This is a genomic window from Streptomyces sp. NPDC050448 (assembly GCF_040655295.1).
Classification (GTDB): Bacteria; Actinomycetota; Actinomycetes; order Streptomycetales; family Streptomycetaceae; genus Streptomyces.
Genome location: NZ_JBFAJR010000012.1, coordinates 75,919 through 94,408, shown reverse-complemented (window position 1 = coordinate 94,408; position 18,490 = coordinate 75,919). Strand labels below are relative to the sequence as shown.

The 18,490-nt window shown below is 66.5% G+C and carries 14 protein-coding genes and 1 pseudogene; 6 read left to right on the top strand and 9 right to left on the bottom strand.

All coding sequences use genetic code 11. The annotated features are described in order from the left end of the window. Nucleotides 1–38: 38 nt before the first annotated feature. The 4 genes from AB0I68_RS16850 to AB0I68_RS16835 all read left to right on the top strand — a co-directional run bounded on the left by AB0I68_RS16850 (nt 39) and on the right by AB0I68_RS16835 (nt 8,252). Nucleotides 39–5,588, top strand: coding sequence for a hypothetical protein (locus AB0I68_RS16850; RefSeq protein ID WP_363178054.1), 5,550 nt, complete (start codon nt 39–41; stop codon nt 5,586–5,588). Nucleotide 5,589: 1 nt separating this feature from the next. Continuing rightward, the gene (locus AB0I68_RS16845; RefSeq protein WP_363178053.1) at nt 5,590–7,329 is read left to right on the top strand and encodes a hypothetical protein; all 1,740 of its coding nucleotides are present in this window, start codon (nt 5,590–5,592) and stop codon (nt 7,327–7,329) included. A gap of 41 nt (nt 7,330–7,370) precedes the next feature. Continuing rightward, nucleotides 7,371–7,736, top strand: a complete 366-nt coding sequence (locus AB0I68_RS16840) for a hypothetical protein (RefSeq protein ID WP_363178052.1) — start codon at nt 7,371–7,373, stop codon at nt 7,734–7,736. Between the two features lie 132 nt (nt 7,737–7,868). After that, nucleotides 7,869–8,252 carry an HU family DNA-binding protein gene (locus AB0I68_RS16835; RefSeq protein ID WP_363178051.1) on the top strand — a complete coding sequence of 128 codons (384 nt, stop codon included), beginning with the start codon at nt 7,869–7,871 and terminating at the stop codon, nt 8,250–8,252. 172 nt (nt 8,253–8,424) lie between these two features. Here the strand turns inward: AB0I68_RS16835 and AB0I68_RS16830 are convergent, their stop codons facing one another. Next, complete coding sequence (locus AB0I68_RS16830) at nt 8,425–8,970, bottom strand: hypothetical protein (RefSeq protein ID WP_363178050.1); 546 nt, start codon at nt 8,968–8,970, stop codon at nt 8,425–8,427. Then, nucleotides 8,930–9,337, bottom strand: a complete 408-nt coding sequence (locus AB0I68_RS16825) for a hypothetical protein (RefSeq protein ID WP_363178049.1) — start codon at nt 9,335–9,337, stop codon at nt 8,930–8,932. The genes AB0I68_RS16830 and AB0I68_RS16825 overlap by 41 nt, the downstream gene beginning before the upstream one ends. A 546-nt stretch (nt 9,338–9,883) precedes the next feature. On the opposite strand from AB0I68_RS16825, the gene AB0I68_RS16820 reads away from it, so the two are divergent. Beyond that, entirely contained in the window at nt 9,884–10,366 is a 483-nt protein-coding gene (locus AB0I68_RS16820; protein ID WP_363178048.1) for a LysM domain-containing protein, read from the top strand. A 348-nt stretch (nt 10,367–10,714) separates the two neighbouring features. On the opposite strand, the gene AB0I68_RS16815 is transcribed toward AB0I68_RS16820, so the two are convergent. Beyond that, nucleotides 10,715–11,233: a hypothetical protein gene (locus tag AB0I68_RS16815; RefSeq protein WP_362057145.1), complete on the bottom strand. Its 519-nt coding sequence runs from the start codon at nt 11,231–11,233 to the stop codon at nt 10,715–10,717. Between the two features lie 239 nt (nt 11,234–11,472). Here AB0I68_RS16815 and AB0I68_RS16810 point away from each other — a divergent pair, with 239 nt between their 5' ends. After that, a complete protein-coding gene (locus tag AB0I68_RS16810; RefSeq protein ID WP_363178047.1) occupies nt 11,473–12,348 on the top strand; it encodes a helix-turn-helix transcriptional regulator in 876 nt (291 codons plus the stop codon). Nucleotides 12,349–12,676: 328 nt separating this feature from the next. Here AB0I68_RS16810 and AB0I68_RS16805 read toward each other — a convergent pair whose 3' ends face one another. The 6 genes and pseudogenes from AB0I68_RS16805 to AB0I68_RS16780 all read right to left on the bottom strand — a co-directional run. After that, nucleotides 12,677–13,306 (bottom strand): HAD-IA family hydrolase, encoded by a 630-nt coding sequence (locus AB0I68_RS16805; protein ID WP_363178046.1) that lies wholly within the window; start codon nt 13,304–13,306, stop codon nt 12,677–12,679. 321 nt (nt 13,307–13,627) lie between these two features. Beyond that, complete coding sequence (locus AB0I68_RS16800) at nt 13,628–14,863, bottom strand: MAB_1171c family putative transporter (RefSeq protein ID WP_363178045.1); 1,236 nt, start codon at nt 14,861–14,863, stop codon at nt 13,628–13,630. Between the two features lie 8 nt (nt 14,864–14,871). Further along, entirely contained in the window at nt 14,872–15,435 is a 564-nt protein-coding gene (locus tag AB0I68_RS16795) for a hypothetical protein (RefSeq protein ID WP_363178043.1), read from the bottom strand. A 195-nt stretch (nt 15,436–15,630) separates the two neighbouring features. Beyond that, nucleotides 15,631–16,122, bottom strand: coding sequence for a hypothetical protein (locus AB0I68_RS16790; RefSeq protein ID WP_363178042.1), 492 nt, complete (start codon nt 16,120–16,122; stop codon nt 15,631–15,633). A gap of 131 nt (nt 16,123–16,253) precedes the next feature. Continuing rightward, on the bottom strand, nt 16,254–17,021 hold the full coding sequence (locus AB0I68_RS16785) for a hypothetical protein (RefSeq protein WP_363178041.1): 768 nt from the start codon (nt 17,019–17,021) through the stop codon (nt 16,254–16,256). A gap of 119 nt (nt 17,022–17,140) precedes the next feature. Further along, nucleotides 17,141–18,201: pseudogene (locus tag AB0I68_RS16780) on the bottom strand (IS110 family transposase); the annotation flags it as partial. Nucleotides 18,202–18,490 lie beyond the last annotated feature (289 nt).

Sequence of the window (18,490 nt, the reverse complement as noted above, 5' to 3'; positions counted from 1 at the left end):
CTATGCAACCCGGAGCGTCCACAGGAAGCTGATTGACTATGAAGAAGGCACGCGGACTGCGGAAGTACTTCTACGAGTACGTCTACTACAAGGCAGTCGAGCAGGCCCGGGCGCAGGCCGGACAGGTCGTTCCGATCTCCCAGGCCAAGGCGATCCGCGCCCGAGTCGACGAGATCCTCGGCCGGCGGGGCACCGCACTGGCCGACCCGCGGCTGGCCATCGCGGACTGCCTCTCCGCCATCGACCAGGCGTTCGAGGAGAACGTGTCCGACTACGAGCCGCAGTTCGGTGATCATTCCCCGCAGAACGAGCGCTATCAGCAGTTGCAGCGGGAGTTCACCCGCGTCACCGGTGTCGGTGCCCAGGTCGACCCGAAGTCGGCCGGGCTGCCGATCAGCCCCTATGACCCCGCCTGGTCCGAACGCGCGACCGTGAAGCGCGCCGGGACCGCGCTGCTGTACCTGCCGGACGAGACGATCGGACGCGTGGCCGGCGGCGAGGTGGAGACCCTGGCCGATCCGCGGCACGGAAACATGGTCCTCTGGCGCATCGACGCCAATGGCAAGCCCTTCGAGGCAGGCCGCGCGATGACGAACGACGACGCCGCCGGACTCACCGCGCTGATGGACAAGATGAGCCGGCAGGAGTACGACCAGGTGCGCGAGTGGGTCATCGACGGCGGCCGGAACCCGCAGACGAACCGCGTCGACCGCAACCGCTTCATGTCCCGGCGCGCCGTGGCGCGCTCGGCAGCACTGCTCGAAGAGCTGAAGGCCCAGGGCGTGTCCTACGCGGTGATGCGCGACCGCGAGCCAGGTCAGATCAAGGCGAAGATCGCTGGGACCGGCATGGAGATCCGCCTCATCGACACACGTCAGGAGGAGTACGCGGGAGCGCGGGTATACGACAACGGCACCGTGCTGCGCTACTCGACGAACCACCGGGTTCCCGGCGGCGTGGCGGTCTACTCTCCCTCGCCGACGGAGGCTGTCCAACTACTGCGCTTCGCCCAGGGACATCGCGTCGAGCGTACGGATCTGCGCGGGCACGCCGCCGGCGAGACCGGCGCGACACACCAGGAGCCCGGCCGTGGCCGCATGGTGGTGGATGTGCCCGACAGCTACCACATTGACCGTGAGTCGATGTTCGTGGTCGGCGACTACGTGGCCCCCGGTGAGTCCGGCCCTCGGCCCGGCTCGAAGGTGATGCTGCGCCGGGACGCGAAGAACCGCTCACTGCCGGCCTTTTTCCTCGACACTGAGCAGGCCGAGGCCTATGCGAAGACCGCCGTCGAGAGCGCTCGGCAGAACCTGCAGGCAGCCCTTGGCGTCGAGGATCTCATTGCTCGTGCCGAGACGAAGCTGGAGCGAACCGGCGGACAGCCGGATGCGATCGAACCGCCGGAGTACTCGGCTGACTCTGAGGTCGCTGCGATCCAGCGCTCGTACTGGGACGTGCTCACAGGCGCGCACAGCGAACTGCTGCGCCCGGGTGCGACCGAAGAGATGTACCAGGAACGGCTGGAGGGGATCGGCGAGCTGCAGGCCGAGGAGGCGCCCGAGCTGGGCAACCTCGTCTACGGCGGCACCGCCGTGGACAAGGTCCGACAGCACGCTGAGGACGTTCCCTTCGAACTCATCGGGACCTGGGAGGCGCAGCCCCATGACATCGACGGCGAGTACGTCTATCAGCGCTTCAACCCGGAGCGGGTGGCGCGATACATGACCAGCCCCACCGGGCAGTGGTCGAACATCGACAACCTCGCCTCAGCGCTTCGTCGTTGCGAGATCTCCCCTGACGAGATAATGGGCTCGACCTTCCAGACGACCCGGTTCAAGGACCGGCTCGTCCGCTTCAACGCCGAGCGTTCCGTGCCGATCGCCGATCACGAATCTGCGTTCATGCGGCGTATCGGGGTCACCGTGCGTGAGAGCATTGAGCGCAACGCGGCGACGGTCTCCGAGATCCTGGTCGACGAGCACGGCGTCATTCGCTGGAGTGGCGAGAAGCTTCGCCGTGACGGCAAGGGAATTCCGATCTCGGGTGAGATCGGCCAGGTCTTCGATGTCGGCGAGTACGGCGAGATCACCACCGCCTTCGCCAGCGGGCAGAACGCCCTGATCGTGCCCGGCTACGAGGCCACGATCACGGCCCAGACTCCGGGCGAGGCTCCGACCTCGGTCGAGGAGCGCACGCGCCTGCGCGGCTACGAGCAGCTCATGCACGAGCGCATCCAGTACCAGATTGCCGGTGACGTCATCGCCGGGCGGAGCGAGACCGGCGAGCCCTCCTCGCTCAACACGGTCTACTCACAGCTCTATGGCACCAAGCACCCGACCGACTACATCGAGCGCGCCACCACGTACCGGCTGGACGAGTCCACCGGCGCGATCAAGGCGCACCTGGAGGAGTGGACGGCAGCGATCCTGCAGACCGAGGCGCGCCGTGTGCGCTACTCCAACGAGATCAAGGCCGGCTCGACGGTCTACGCCGAGTACAGGGCCCAGCGCGACCGAACCGACCCGGCTGACGACAACCACTTCGACGCCTGGCGGCTCACCGGCGGGCGGAACATGGCGGTGCTCACCGGCAAGGACCGGAACAACGTGGCCGCGCCCAGTGGCTACTTCGACCCGGTGATGACCGGAGGCGCGACCAACCAGGGCATCGTGCGGTACCTGACCACTCAGGCCCGGGTCGACACCGATGGTCGGATCGTGCCGGGCGACGAGAGCCTGGCCGGACAGCGTGCGCCGCTCATGGCTCTCCCCGAGCTCGAGACGCTGCGGTACGACCCGTTCGACCGTCAGCAGATGACGGCCTCGACGATCATGCAGTCCTCTGAGGTCACCGCGCCGGCGAAGACGGCGCTGATGACCTTCGGCGGCTGGACCGCTGATGACCCGATCGTGGTGTCGAAGGAGTTCGCCGGGCGCCACCGCATCCGCGGGGCCGGCGGTCAGGAACGCGATCTCGTCGTGGGCGACAAGATCTCGGATCTGCACGGCAACAAGGGCGTGATCTCGCTGATCGTCGACCGGGACATGCCTCTGCACGACGCGCAGCAACAGGCCGTTGTCGAAGAGGTCAACTGGTTCCGGGCCAACCCGGGTCTGGACGTGGTGATGAGTCCGTTCAGCCTCATCTCCCGGCGCAACGCGGGCTCGGCGCGCGAGCTGATGAGCGGGAACGTCTCCGATCTACGCTCGCCCGACGGAGAACTGCGGCCGAGTGCCCTGGGCGAGATGCGCTTCGTGGTCACCCATATGGCCGTCGACGAGAAGACGAAGATCTACGACGACGAGCAGGTGCGTGCCGGCAAGGGCCGTAAGGCCTCCTCTCAGCTGGCCTGGGCGCTGCAGTCTCAGGACTGCCCGGCGATCATGCGCGAGTTCTACGGCCACAACAGCGGGGCCGAGTCGAGCCTGCGCGAGTACCTGCTGGTAACCGGCATGGACATGGACGCTGACGGCACGCTGCGCGTGATCGGCCAGGCCGAGGGCCTCGACGAGCGTACCGACCGTCGGTTCATCCCTATGCCCGACTTGCTGCGCACGCAGCCGCGCAAGGCGGGCCAGCTCCCGGGACTGAATACCATTGCGATGCGCAAGTCCTTCGGCGACCTCATCGGCGACCGCGGCGGCGACATGGAGATCCCGTTCCCGCTCACGTATCCGACTGGTGAGCAGACCGAGACGGTGAGCGCGAGCTCGTGGAAGCTGCCGGTGATGTCCTCGCATCTGCGCAGTGGTCAGGAGTTCGAGGATGGGTCCTCCGTCAGGCACGACTACACCCGCAGCTACCAGGACGTCTTCGTGCAGGCCTGCCGCTACCGCTACATGGCCGAGCAGCTGGACGGCCAGGGTCTGTCCGCCGAGAAGCGCGCCGAGGTGCGTCGCAGCATGAGCGAATCGGTCTCACACGCTCAGCGCGCCTTCGAAGCGATCACGACCGACGTCCAGAACCGAGTGCTGACGGGCAAGAGCAACATCTTCAAGACCGGGCTGATGACCTCACGGCTCACCGACTCGGCGACGATGGTGTGGACCGCAGACCCACGGCTGGACGTCGACCAGGTTGCGCTCAGCTCGGTCAAGGCCGAGAAGTTGGGGCTTGCCGAGGGCGACCACGCGCTGGTGTGGCGTGACCCGGTGCTCCGTGACGCCGGTGTGCGCTACATGCGGGTCGCGATCGACGACCGGCTCACCGGCGCCGCGATCAACCCGGTAATGGACGCTTGCTTTGACGGCGATTTCGACGGTGATGCCGTCGCCGTGGTGAAGCTGCACAGCGAGGCAGCCAAGGCTGAGGCCCTGGCAAAGCTCTCGGTGCCGGCCAACCTGGTGGACACCGGAGTGGTCAGGGGCGACGGTTCACACCCGCTGGCCATGCAGGTGTCGCTGGACACCCAGGTCGCGCTCTCCAAGGACGCCGGACTGGCTGATGAGTTGGAGAGTTCGCGGAGCGAGGCGAACCGGCTCCGGCTGCAGGCAATCACGGGCTCGGATTCGCCGGAGGACATCAAGCTCGCCCAGCGGATCGTGACGGAGGAGCTGAGCGGGCTGTACCGCCAGGCGCAGCGTGGCGAGTTCGGTGCGGCACTGACGTTCTCGGATCGCGAGGCACACCTGCAGAGCGTGCGCGAGGTCTGTGTCAAGACCGGCGCCAAGGGGAGCGAGAAGAAGCTCACCGACTACGCCCGGAACCTGGGCGATGCACAGGGCACGCCCGGCATCACCCAATCCGACCAGGAAGCCTCGATGTTCGCCACGGCGATCAAGTCCCACGGCACCGGCTTGGGTGGCAGGTTCAGCCAGCGCGCCGTGCGCGCGCTGCGCGGCGAGGACCTCAAGGCCGTCCTGGAGGTCACCTACCCAGTGACCCAGTCGATCCTGCAGGCGAAGCACGACGCTGCCGAGGCCCGGCACAAGTACGCGATGCTCCAGGGCCCCGGCCGCGATCTCTGGAGGGGCCGCAGCATCGAACATGTCGGCCCGGGCCAGTGGCACACGGCATTCATGGACGGTGAGCCCGTCCAGGCTACGGCCGAGGAGTGGCAGAAGCAGTTCATCGAGTTCTACGAGTCCAAGGAGGGCTTCGGAGTCACGGTCAACCCGGAGTATGTGGCCCGCGTGGCCAGTGCGCTGGAGGACCCGACGACCGGGCGCATCCGCAACTTGGAAGAAGACGTGTCGCTGCGGGGCACCGTGATGGACCGGATGGCCTACGGCGGCGCGTTCGCCGATCTGGTCGAGGCGGCCGAGAACCGCGAGAGCGTCTACGACGGCGAGAAGAACGAGCAGTTCGCGTCCTCGGCGACTCTGAAGGCTCGGGTGCAGACGTCCTGGCAGCTCGATCAGCTGGGCTCCACCAAGACGCGCAGCCTGGACCACGCCGTGATCTCTGTCGATGACTCGGTGGTCAAGCGCGACGTGATCTCTCAAGAGGCGGCGGGGTCCGGCACCCGCGGCTCGCATCGCCGCTCCGCGCATGGCGTGGCCGTGGGCGCGAGGCGCCCGGTCTACACGCCGAGCATCGAGATCGATCAGCCCGAGGTCAACGACGGCGACTACGGGATGGGGTACTGAGATGGCACAGCACAAGGAACTGGCAACAGGACCCGCGGGCCGCCGGCGCGCGATCAAGGTGCTTCCGGTCGGCGACGATCGGCTTCGGACCGGTGAGCCACGAGGCAACACCTATGCCCACTGGGACTCGCGCTCGGACGAGCCGATCGACGCCGAGGTGATCGACGATCCGGGGCCGCAGGACACAGACGGTGCGCGCGCCTGGCGTGAGCGGCTCCGGGACCGTGCCCGCGAGTTCTTCGGTGAGAAGACCCGGAAGCGGATGGCCGACCGTGAGCGCGTGCACGGGATCGACGTCGACCGGGCCGAGGACGAGAGCGAGGGCCTGGATCAGCGCGAGCAGCTACTCAAACTCAGGGCGGAGACGCGGCTGGCCTGCGAAAAGTACATGGCCTCGCTGCGGGACTCGAAGCTGTTGGTGCCCGGCTTCAACGACGAGGAGCGGACGCAGGATCTCGGCGTCATGCACCACGTCTACATGCAGATGATGATGCAGTCGTGTCTCAAGCCGCTCTCGCGCGGAGTGAATGCCAACTCGATCATCCAAGCGGTCGGCATGGTGATGACGATGCGGATGCTCGCCCCGGATTTCAAGAAGGAGATGGACAGCTACCTCCAACCCCTCAAGGACAAGATCCAGGAGCGCATCGACACCAGGGCCCGTGGCATGGTGGCCTTTGCCGAGAGCGGCATCACGCACCGGCAGAGGATCTTCAAGGACCTGCCGAGCGACGCCCGGCGCGAGCGCCTGATCGGCAGCACGGATCCGCGTGACCACCTGTCGAAGAAGTGGCGCAAGCGCTTCGACGCCATGCAGCATCGTGAGCGCGGCCACCGGGAGATGTTCACTCCGGACTCGGCAGCCATGACCGAGGTCGCGCTCATGGAGAACGCCTTCTGGAAGATGCGTGAGCCGGGCGCGGACGTCGGCCTGATCCGCGATGGCTACCAGGCGCTGCGCAAGCGGCTGCACGAGCAGATGAGCGAAGACGGCCTGGAGCGCCGGGAGGTCGTCCAGCGCGCCCGAAAGATCATCGGCGAGCGGATGGAGTACGAGCCCGAGCTGCGCACGATGTTCAACGGCGTGGCCCACGGACGGATCGTCAAGGCCCCTGCGCACGAGGAGCGGATCGCGGGCTCCGACCGGGTCCACACGGTTTGGAGCGGGGAGTTCGACGACCAGCTGGGCCGGCGTCTGCCCGAGGACGGGATGTTCACACTGCGCCGACCCATGGACGCGGACGCCCACCAGGTTCAGCTCGCCGAGACGATGAAGACCTCGCTTCTCGACGCGCTGGGCCGCGGCGACCAAGAGGCCTACGGGGGCAACATGCTCGGCTACCTGGTCGGCTTCGCGGCGCGGAAACAGGGTCTGGACACCAGCGGGCTGCCCGACATGCTCCAGCACCGCCTGGACCAGTCCGAGGTGATGATCGCGAGCATGGACATCGACGGTCTGCCACCCGAGGAGCAGCAGCGGGTCTACTCCAACGCCTACGTCGACGCGATGGAGGCAGTGAACGAGAAGTACCCGGATCTTGGGGCTCAGCTGAAGCGGAGCCTCGGAGAGAACTGGCAGCAGACACTGCAGACGGCGGTCGACGACCCCGGGGCCTTCTTCGAGGAGCAGCGACTCAAGCCGCGGTCGCGCCCTACGGGTCCGTCGGCCGAGCAGGAGGCCGGCGCGCAGAACAACGGCCCGAACGCTGAGGCCGACTCCGAGCACTTCCAGCCCACCTGAGCGCGATCCGAGAACACGAACAAGGAGCAGGAGGAGGGGGCATGAGCCAGGAACAGAGCGAGGGTCAGCAGGTCAGGTTCGGATCGCGCTTCGCGCGGATGTTCGGCTACGTCACACCGGAGGATCGGAGCCGATGGGAGCAGCAGCGGGCGCAGAACAAGCCGCACGTCAGCGCGATCCGGCAGGGCGCGACGTCGGCACTGAGTTCGATGATGGAGTTCGGAGAGCGCAACATCGGCGCGAAGCTCGATGCGGCCCACCGCGTGGCGGCGCAGCAGCGGTTCGAGGAGTCGCACGACAAGGTCGTGAACCAGCGACGCGATCCGAGCACGCGGAGCATCATCGAGTCGGTCGACTATGAGCCCAGGGGCGACCGGGAGGGGATCGAGCCAGATCTGGAAATCTAGTCAAATGGGCAACGATAGGCATAGCGACTGCACTTGATACACCCAACTCCCCTTCTCCACTCATGACCATCTCCGATAGACTGGCTTCCAATTGGAACCGTTTCACGAACGGCGATAGGACAGAGTGTAGACATGGAAACGACGAAGACACCGCGTGTCAATAAGCGCGAGTTCATCTCGCGGGTCGCGACTCGCAGCAAGTTGCCCATCCGAGTGGTGAACAAGGTATACGAGTCGTTGCTTGGTGAACTCACTGGGGCGGTCAGCTGCGGAGAGGCGGTCGTACTCACGAGCTTCGGCCGCTTCTACCGGCAGGACCACAAGGGTCACAAGGTGCGCTTCGGCAAGAGCAACGTCGATGACTACGTGGTTCTCAAGTTCTCCGCATCGAGCAGCTTCAACCGCCGACTGGGGGGCAATGAGGACGACGCCCCACCGGAGACCTACGGGACGATCGGGGATGCCGGCAAGTTCGAAAACGTCATTGAGGGTCGTGAGCTGCGGCCCGCGTCGTAGAAAGCGAGGAGCCGGCAGAAAGGAAAATCCCCGTGATGCCTGCAGGCATCACGGGGATTTTCTTTATGGATGAGATGAGTTCGGCCGCGGGGCTCAGCCGTCGGCGATGGCGAAGATCAGCACGAGCGCGCCGACCGGGACGATGAGCACGCCGGCCACGGCCAGGTACAGGTCACTCGAACTGGTGGTCAGGCTCGTTCATGGATGGCGTGTCGAAACTGCCGGTCAAGCGCTGCCTGGGTCGCGAGGGACTCGCAATCGGCTCGCGCTGCGCGGCCAGCTCGGCGAGAGTGAAGCCCACAGGGCGGCCCAGACGCTGGCCGGCCATGTAGTAGGCCTGCCCGTTCGCGCGTTCACCCAGGGCGATGATCTCGCGGATAACGGGCTCGCCCGGGCGCTGGGGCGCGCGCTCCCGCCAGACGATCCGGTGCGAGGGCTTTGCATTCGGATCTGCGCCGACGTACGTGGTCTCACAATCGGAGAGATCGGGATAACTGGGCATGTACCCCAGCGGGTGCGTGCCCGGCGCGCCTTGCTGGATCAGGCCCAGCTGGTTGAGAGCCACGCGCAGGAGCCGGCCCTCTGGTCCTTGAGGTTGCTTCAGCGCAGCGTCGTGGAGAGTCTGGAGGTCCTGCTTGAGACCGGCGGTCGGCAGGATGCGGATGACAGGCCGACGCTCACTCATGACGCTTCTTCTGCTGGGCAGCACGATGGCCATCCGCCCACTGCTGACCGAGCGGGCCGAGGCTCTCGGCCAGCTCTTCGATGGTCATGCCCGCCTCGCTGGAGGCGTCGGACTCCTGGATGCGATGGGAGAGCTCGGCCTGGAAATCAGCCTCAGCATGGACGTGGGCCGCGTGGTCGTACTTCATGAGGCGCACGAACGCGGCAAAGGGGATGATCGCGGCCTCGGGCTTGTTGCCGTCTCCGAAGATCAGCGGCGTGATCTGGCCGCGGCGATAGAGGTTCAGGACCGTGGCGAGTTCCTCGTGCCTGAGCTGGTCTGTCGGGACGACATTGACAGAGAACTTCGGGAGCTCGGCGCCGGGACTGCTGCCGCCGTGAGCATTGTCGTTGCGAGTCATACCTTCAGTATAGTCAGTCGAGATTGACTTGCTGTCGACTCGTATACGAGGGTCATCGCCGAGTCGACATGGACGTCGAATGATGGCTCACTCCATCTCCGAGAGGCGGGCCAGGCAAGAGAAGGAGGAGCCCGCGCTCCAGTCCCGCACGGTGCGCATCAGGAGCAGAGCATCGATAGCCCACTCCCCCGGGGTTGACCCAGCCGGCCCCAGGTCGCAGTTCGGACGCTGAACCCGCGGTCATCCTGCTCAGATCGGCCAGAGCAGAAGGTGTTCGGATCGCGAACCGGACCTCGGCGTGAATGATCGTCGCGGTGCTGTGCGGCCGACGACCTCTCGGGCAGGGTTTCAACTACCATTCCATCCCTTATTGCATCGACTTGGATTCGACTATGAGTAGAATGCCAATGTCAGACGCGGATGACTCTGCATGCTATTCATAGAGGAGTTGGGGCAGGGATGGCGGCTACGGTTCAGAGGCCAGAGGGGACGGCGTCGAAGCCGACGGCACAGACGAGAGCAACTGCCCGGAGTCACGCCGGCCCGATGGGCTTCGGCAACGGGCCGCTCATCGCGGCCGGCCTCATGGCGGGCGGAGCGGCGCTCCTCGCCGGCTGGGGCCTGACACAGCTCGCGACTTCCGACGGCGGCTTCACCCAGGCACTGCATGGCAATCACGCCCCGGCCGAGGCACCGGGCAACCCCGACGAACAGAACGCCGGAGGCAGCAGCGCCCAGCAGCCGAGCGAGGCCGGCACGGGGAAGCAGGACGAGAGCGGGGCGAGTCCGACTTCGAAGCCCGGTCGCGGCGGCGAGGACGAGGACGAGGACGAGGACGAGCCCAACGGATCGGGCGCACCCGCCGAGCCCGCGCCGAAGACGAAGCCGCGCACCATCGTGCCAGGCGATACGCTCGCCGAGATCTCAAGGAGGACGGGGGTTCCGATCGGCATTCTGGTCGAGGCGAACAAGATCCAGAATTCGGATCTCATCCACGCGTGGGCCTCGCGGCTCGTCCCACGGGCGTGACGACGCGACAGGGCAACACCGTCACGTACCGAGCCTGAATCGACGCCCTGACGCCACGAGGCCGTCAGGGCGGCATCACGGGTTCCACTCCTGGAAGGCGACTGTGTCGAAGATGAACTGCGTGACCTCGCGGGGCTCACCGCCAGGCGTCACCCGGGACCGACGTCACCCGGGACCGGCATGAGCCGGTCCACGGCATGCCCGCACTCGACCTGGGTTCGACACCCGGATCAGCTGTGCCGATCCCCCCTCGTTGCGAGGATGCAGCGCCGTAACAGCGTCAGAGATCAGGCGACCCCGCCGGCAGCCTGGCCGGCGGGGTCGCCTGACGTACAAGATCGTGGCCCCTCACGCCGCATCAGCCTCATCGGACTCACCTTGGCCAAACAGGAATCCGCGGACCTCACCGTTCTTCATCATGTCCTGCAGATGCACCAAGAACACCGCACGCTGCGTGGCCCGACGATCGACCGAGGGCTCGTACTCGCGCAGTACCTTCAGGTTGACGACCCAGCCGTTCTCGCGAGAGATGGCCTGGTCAAGCTGCGAGTCCGGCACGACGTCCATCCCAGTGAAGTCGTGGTCGAACTCGGAAGCGATGTCGAGGTGTTGATTCGGCCCGTCGACGTAGAGCGTGTCAACGCCGACCTGCCGGCCGGCCTCGTCGAATGCCACGAGGAACACGCGGTCCGCCCTGGTGGTGTTGTCGACGTGGACCGCTGCAACGTTGGCATCACCGATGAAGCTCGTCTCCTCGAACCGCTCGCACACGCGGGCACGAGCCTCATAGCACCACATGATGCGCCGGGCTTCGTTGAAACCTTTGAACTCGCCAGAGTTGGACAACTCTGAGTGAGACTGGATCATCGGTGGGATCCTTCCAGGTTCCTAGGCCGTTGCATGACCTGGTCCGGTGGACCCGCCTTGAACAGGGCGGGTAGTTGAGCGATGGACTAATCAGGGCATAAGATCGATGCGCGAGCAGAGCCCCACCGTCAAGCGCGATACAGAAACGTACGGTAGATGCATGGATCGATCAAGCCGGTTTCCGTTAGGGTTCTCTCGTCGCCACCCGAGGTCTAGACCGCCAAGTCGCAGGAGTTCATGTGCCACGTCAATTCGACGGCAGCCGAGTGCGAGCTGTCAGACGGGGCAAGGAGCTCAGCCAGAAGGAGTTGGGCGCGAGAGTAGGTGTCCGCGGCCCGACCGTGGCGCGATGGGAAAGCGGCGAGGAGTTCCCCAAGGGGGAGAAACTCCCAGGGATCGCATCGGCACTTGGTCAGGAACTTGACGCCCTCTTCCCCTACGACGGCGCCGTGGACCTGCAGTTGCTTCGCTGCGACGCCGGCCTCAGCGTGGCGCAGGCCTCCGAGGCCATCAACGCCAGTCGCGTGCCACTGAGCAACGCGGAGTCCGGCAGGCGTCGGCTCCAGGATGCCTACGTGGGACCTCTCTCGCACGCCTACGGGGTGACGACGGAAGAGCTACTGGCCGCGCAGGATGTCTCGTTCGGGCTCCGCAGGGTGCGGCCGCTGAGGGAAGCTCGTCCATCTGCACCTCGCACGGTCGGCGAGAAGATCAACTATCTTCTGGAGCACGGGTACGCAGGCCAGACGCCTCCGTCCAACGAGCAGATCGCGCAAGCCGTCAACGAGCACAGCGGCACGACGCACATGACTGCCGATGATATCGCCACGCTTCGTTCGGGCGCCCCAACGACTGCCTCGGACGCAGTACGTGCCGGCCTGGCTCATGCTCTCCAGGTCGACATCGCCCTCTTCCAGGACGACGCCGAGTTGAGCCCTGCGGCCGGTGAATTCCTCGAAGCCATCCGCTTCCTCGGGTCGATTCACCAAGGCCAGATCCTCGGCCTCGCCGCCCGCGGCAACCAGGCGGGGCTGTCGGCCGGCATGATGGCCAAGATCAACGAAGTCGTCGGAGAGTTGAAGAACAAGCTGCCGGGCGAGCAGAGCGAGCAGTGACGCCGGCGCCACGCCTCAACAGCGCCGCCGAGCCGTCCGCCCCTGGCCATGGCAGAGCCGGCCGCTTCCCGCCCTCAGCCTGACGCCCTTCGCGGCTGAGCTGCAGCTTCGGGCACGCCCATGCGGCGTGTCGTGGTAGCCGACGGCCGGGCTTCGTCCGGGGGCGGAACGGCACCGTCCGTGTACCGGATGTGGCCCCATGGTCCTGACGCGTACGACCAGGGTCCCGAGCCGCAGCGCACAACGCAGATCCCCGGCCGTTGACCACCTCGCAGTGAGGTGGCCAACGGCCGGGGACGGCTGGACCGGGCGCCTGCCCGGGGACCGGCTACGGCGCGGCGGTGAGGTCCACGCCCAGCAGGTTCGACAGGTCGGCCACCGTCTGCTTGGGGTCCTTGTTGTGCACCCCCGCGAAACCGAGCTGCTCCGCCGCCTGGACGTACGCCTCGGTGTCGTCCACGAAGACGCACTGCTCGGCAGGCATCTCCATGAGCTTGAGCGTGATCTCGAAGAGCGCGGGGTCGGGCTTGCGCAGCTGGTGGTGCTCGGAGATCACCACGACGTCGTACAGCTTGTCGAGGTCGTAGCCGTCGTAGAGGTCCCAGGGCGCGAGGCCCACCGAGTTGGACAGGATGCCCACCTTGATCCCCGCTCGCCGCGCCGCGGCGGCCGCGTTGATCAGCAGCGGCTCCGGACGCAGGCCTCCGAAGATCCTGCCCATCAAGTTGTCGGGAGAGACGCCCAGCTTCTTGCCGGCAAACTCGTTCCACTCGGTCTGGCTGACCGCTCCACGCTCGAGGTCGCTGGTGATCCGGACGCCCTCTTCGTCCTGGTACAGGGCCGAGATGCATGCACCCTGGGGAAGCCCCTCACGCTGCTCGAAGGCGAGCACCACGGGCAGGAGCGGTGTGGTGAGCACGCCTCCGAAGTCGAGGACGAGGCCGGTGTGCTGAGACATGCAGGAACTCCAGTGCTGAGAATCTGGGCGCCGCCCGTACTGGACAGCGTTCCGGCCCCGGCATACGCGTGGCGGCGACAGCGCCTGCGCTTCGCTTTCCAGGGTCGGCGGTATTTACAGGGCGGAAAACGATGCCACCCACTGTCTGGCCCACGGTACCAGCCACCTCTTTGCGGGACCGGCGGCCCCGCCCGAACCTGAAGGGCGGCAATAGCACCTGGGGGCTGTTTCCTATTTCACGCGACCTCCCAATTGAGTCGACTTCTTCAGCCGCAAGGAGCAGTACCTGAAACTCGAATAGCATGTTCGGGCTGCAACGTTTTACGCATCCGGTTCAAGACTCAGCTCCGCAGACTGCTGCAGAAGCTCTTGAGCGTCTTCCGGGGTGATGACCACGTAAGCCTTGCTCACTCGGACGAGCCAAGCTGCCTCGCTGTTCGTGTCGACGAAAGGTTTCTCCTGGAGCGGGCCTGTCGCGTACTGGTTGGCCTTTGTGGAGGCAGCGGCACGGAGCGCCGCGGCAATCCAGTACGCCTCGGCGCCCGGATCGGGGTCGGGGTGCGACGCGGCTGTCTCCTCAGCAGCCCACAGGAGCGTCTCCGGGGCGTAGTACCGGAGCTTCTCGCAGGCATCAGCGACGTCCTGGGTCCATCGGTCCAGGCGGACATCGCTGGGGACCCGCATGTGGATCAGCTCGGCCAGGCGCGACCCGGGCGGGTAGAGACTCGTTCCGGGGAAAGCCTTCACCAGGTCGAACCAGAGCGGGTGAAGCCGGTAGAGGGTCTTCCATGTCTTCCAGCGAGCAGCAACCACGCTGGTGGTGGGGATGCTCGCGCCTACAGCCACGATCAGGAAGAGCAGGTTCATCCACATCGCCGTGAGATCAATGAGTATCTCCACTGTGGAATGACTCAGCGGGAAAAATACCGCCGTCCACACGATGACGATTCGGGCCGTCGTGTGGAGGAGCCCCATCCACATCGAGATTCCCATGAGCCTGAGACCGATTCGCATACTGATCGTCTCGGCTTCTCGGGCTCCCCGCGACCACTGGTAGCCGCAGACGGCGGCTGTGACGAGCGGGAAGAAATAGAAGACACTCATATACGCAGCGGCGCCCAATTCCCCTGCATGATCGCTGAGAAAGTCTTCACTTTGCCGCTGCCGGTCCACAACGGTGAAAAAGAGAATAGTGAGCAGGGTCACGCCGATTGCGCCCACCGGGTAGGAGGCACGGGCGATCCAGCGCGACACCGTGACGTGTCGGGGCACCACGGCCTCGGAGCTCTTGCCGTAGCTGGTCGCAACGTACGTCAAGGACGCGATGATGGCGGCGGTGCTGGCGAAGTGCCTCAGGAGAGCGCTCAGATCGATCACGGGGATGCGGTCCACGGCCTGCATCGCTGCTGGTGTGTAGAGCCACAAGGCCACGGAGAATCCGGCGTAGCCGCCCCAGAGGGCTCGGCGGTGCGCGTCACCGTACCGGACGGCGGGGAATCGCCAGACGGCTATGAGGGTCATCACTGCCGCGGTCAGGTACCTGAAGAAGTCGAGCATGCCGTCCGTTATTCGTTCTTGGAGCCACGCCGCGGCGGAGCAACCGGGTGGGAGAGCGAGGACTCCAAGAGGCTGACCATGTCGTCGCCGGCCAACGGCTGGCGGCGGGCCAACCGCTTGATCAGGGACGCCGACAACTCGGCCTGCTGCTCCTCCGGGCTGTCGTAGTTCACGCGGCCTTGGACCAGAGCCAAGGGGAATCGACGAAGGACTTCCTCCCGGATGTGCTCAGGGACGTATCGCTCGACCTCTTCATCGGTCAGGGTGCTCCCGTGGTCCAGCCACTCGTGCGCCAGCTCATGAAGGATGATGTGCTCGGTCTGGTTCCGGCTGGATCGGCGCCGGTAGAGCACGACCGTGAACTCCGGCGTCCTGACTCGAAGGCCGCAGGCTGTGCCCAGCCCTCCATCCGGGTCGTCAAAAGGCACCAGCCGAATCTGACGCTTCAGTGCATGCTCCATGTTCCGGACCAGCGCCTCGACACTGAAGGGAGTGGGCACAGGCAGATCGGCAAGCAGCTTCTCGCATTCCTTCAAGAGGGCGCGTCGCGAAGGGTCCCTGCGCCACTGCATGACTGCTCTCGCGAGGTGCATCGGCGTTGTACCGCCTGGTTCTGCACGCAACCCGCCACTCTCCCCGCTCCGGGCGGTCTTCCGTCGAGCAGCCCACCTCATCGCCCCGTCCCCCTCGCCCCTGCCCCGTTTGCATTCGGGGCTCCACCCACCCCGCGCTCAGGCATGCGTTCGGCAGGCTGAGCCAAGTAGTCGTCAGACTTTCCGCGTGTGCAGTGAACCCCCGCTTCGCTGCCCAGCGTGACGACGTGTGGTGACCATGTGCAGCACGTCGTAGACGACGTCCAGCACCATCACCACGGCATTCACCGCCCGCCCGGGTGTCTGCTTGACCGCGCCGCCCCGCTGCGCCGCGCAGACCGCGACGGCAGCGGTGCAGAGACAGAACAGGCCCATGCCTATCGGTAGACCCAAGACGCCGGCGTGCGGTTCCATGAAGTACGGGATTTCAGCGGCAATCTCGAACGCAACGGTGAACGCGAAGGCCAACGCGATGACGGCGCCCGTGAACGCCCGGATGGCAATGCGGTGGACTGGTCGTGATCCACGGACACTGCGCGGGCGGAAGATGTTGTCAAACGGCCGCGCCCTGCGCTTGGTTCTCTCAACGATGTTCCCGGCTGCTCTGCGTACGGCACGGTGGCTGACCGTATACCCCTTGCCGACGCGGCGAGCTTTCCACCGCATGTGCTGGCCTTACCCCCGTTGCGGAACAGAACAGTATGGCCAGGTCAACCAAAGGTGTTGATCATCTAGCCCACTTGATGAGAGTTCGTACGATATCCCTACACGCAAGGATCCTGTCAAGTCGACTGGTTTTAGCGTACGTTCGGGTTGAGCGGACGCCACCGGAGGGCAGTCGGCAGCAGGGATGAAGTGGCGGCGTGTGGCCCAGAGCACGACGAACCCGGCTGCGGCCCCGCCGGCGGCAACACCTGCGGCTGCCGCGGGAGCAGTGGCCGCCGGCACGAGCCCCGCGAGTGCGATCCCAGCGGCCTGTCCCAGGCCCGGAGAGGCGATGAGCCAGGCCGACGCCTCAGCGAGAGTAGGCGGGGGACGAGGAAGTCCAGCGTGTGGAAGCCGGTCACCAGCCGTGGCGCGGGGAAGAGGCCGGGCAGTACGGCGGCCGTGATGGCCAGGGCAGGGGCGGGGTCGGCAAGCGTCGGCAGGGAGCCGACCGCAAAGCCGCAACCGATCGCGCGGAGTTGACGCGTCGGCGAGCCGGGCCAGGTGCGGCGTCCGTAGAGAAAGCCGCCGATCGGGCTGCCGACGGCGAGCGCCGCGGGCATCATCGTCGAGAGGTACTCGGCGTGGTGACGTTCGGCTGCGGCGAGGGCGACGACGTTGAGTGCTCCCAGGGTGATGCCCGCCCCGAACAGGGCTGCCGCCAGGGCGCGCAGGCCGGGGGTACGGATCGGGCCGAGTGAGTGCGTGCGGGTGCAGGACGGCTTCCACGTGCGGGTCGGCGGTGCGGTGAGGAGCAGCGCGCACCCGGCGAACACGATCGCCGCTGTGGCGATGAGCACGACGGTGGTGCCGGTCAGGGTGTGCAGGGCCAGGACGAGTAGCGGGCCGCCGATGAACACGAGCTCCCGGGCGCAGGCGTCGAGCGAGAGCCGGCTCGCCGTTCGTGAGGGCTGCGCACGACGTGCGGCCACAGAACGCGCAGCGCGGCCTCCAGCGGCGGGGTGCACAGGCCGGCGACCGCGGCCGGGTCGGCGTTCATGCAGGCGAACGCGGAGAGGAACATCGCGCGTTCGAGCCGGCGGTTTCCTCCTCTGGGGGCGTGTTCGCCGTGGATCGAGGTCCCCGACGACCTGGTCGTGGGAGCGAGGCCGGCGTAGGAGGCGAGGTGGGCTGCGGTGGGGAAGCCGGTGCCGTCGCCGACGGTGACCAGCAGGACGGCGGCGGTCCTGGCTCCGACTCCGGGCATCGATGTCAGGACCGGGTGAAGAGGGTGGGCCTCCAGCAGGGTGCCGATCTGGGCTTCCAGTGCCCGGCGCTGTTCGTGGACCGCGGCAAGCGAGCGGGCCGGCGAGGGGATGACCACGCCGAGGGTGCCCGTTCCCGGGACCACTACGGTCTGTTCGTCGAGGGCGTCGAAGACGTCCTCGATCAGCCGGGTGGCCATGCGCGGGGCCTTGGCCCGGATCAGCTCGATGCGTCTGCGGCGGCCGGCTTTGGGCAGTGCGGCCGGGGATCCGTAGCGCTCGAGGAGCCAGGTGACGGCAGGGTGATCCAGCCGTGGGCCCAGGACCCGCTCCAGTGACGGGTGGAACTGGGTGAGCAGGCCGCGTATCCGGTTGCCGGTGCGGGTGGCTTCGGCGGCGAGGTCCTGGTCGAAGCCGGTCAGGACGGTGAGCTCGGCGGTGATTTCGTCGGTCAGCTCGAGCGAGCGCGCGATGTGCGGCATTGTCCGGGCCGCATCCGCGATCACTGCCGCGTCCTTCGCATCGGTCTTTGCCTCGCCCGGGTGGAGGTCGGCGATCCGCCACATGGCGAGTCCGGGCAGATACGCGACCTCGCAGCCTGCGTCGCGGGCGACGGTCAGTGGCAGGGCACCGATCGAGGCGGGCTGGTCCACGATCACCAGCCCGGTGCCGAACTTGGCCTTGAGCTTGTCGAAGACGGCCCGCATCTTCGGTTCGCTGTTGGGCATCGGCTTGTCGAAGAGCTTCTTCCCGGCCGGGTGAGCCCGTGGCCGTGGTGGGCCGTCCTGCCGACGTCCATCCCGAGGAAGACGCCTATGCCTTCGATGTCTGACATCGCACCCTTCTGCAGGTGTTGACCGTGCCGGCCTCGGCGGTGGCACCGTGCTCGCGCATCCACGTTATGCAGACCTGCCGCCCGCGAACTGCCCGGCATTGCGCCGGACCAGGCGGTGGCCGGGTTCCTCATCAGCGTCTCCGACGGCACCCCTCGGACCCGGCGACACCACCCCCCAGGTCATGCCTTCGTCAGATGGGACACAGTCATACCGGGCCCGGAGGCCAGCGGCCCCATTGCAGGACCGCGAAAAACATAACTGTGAGAGTTCTTCTGCGGCCCGGGATGG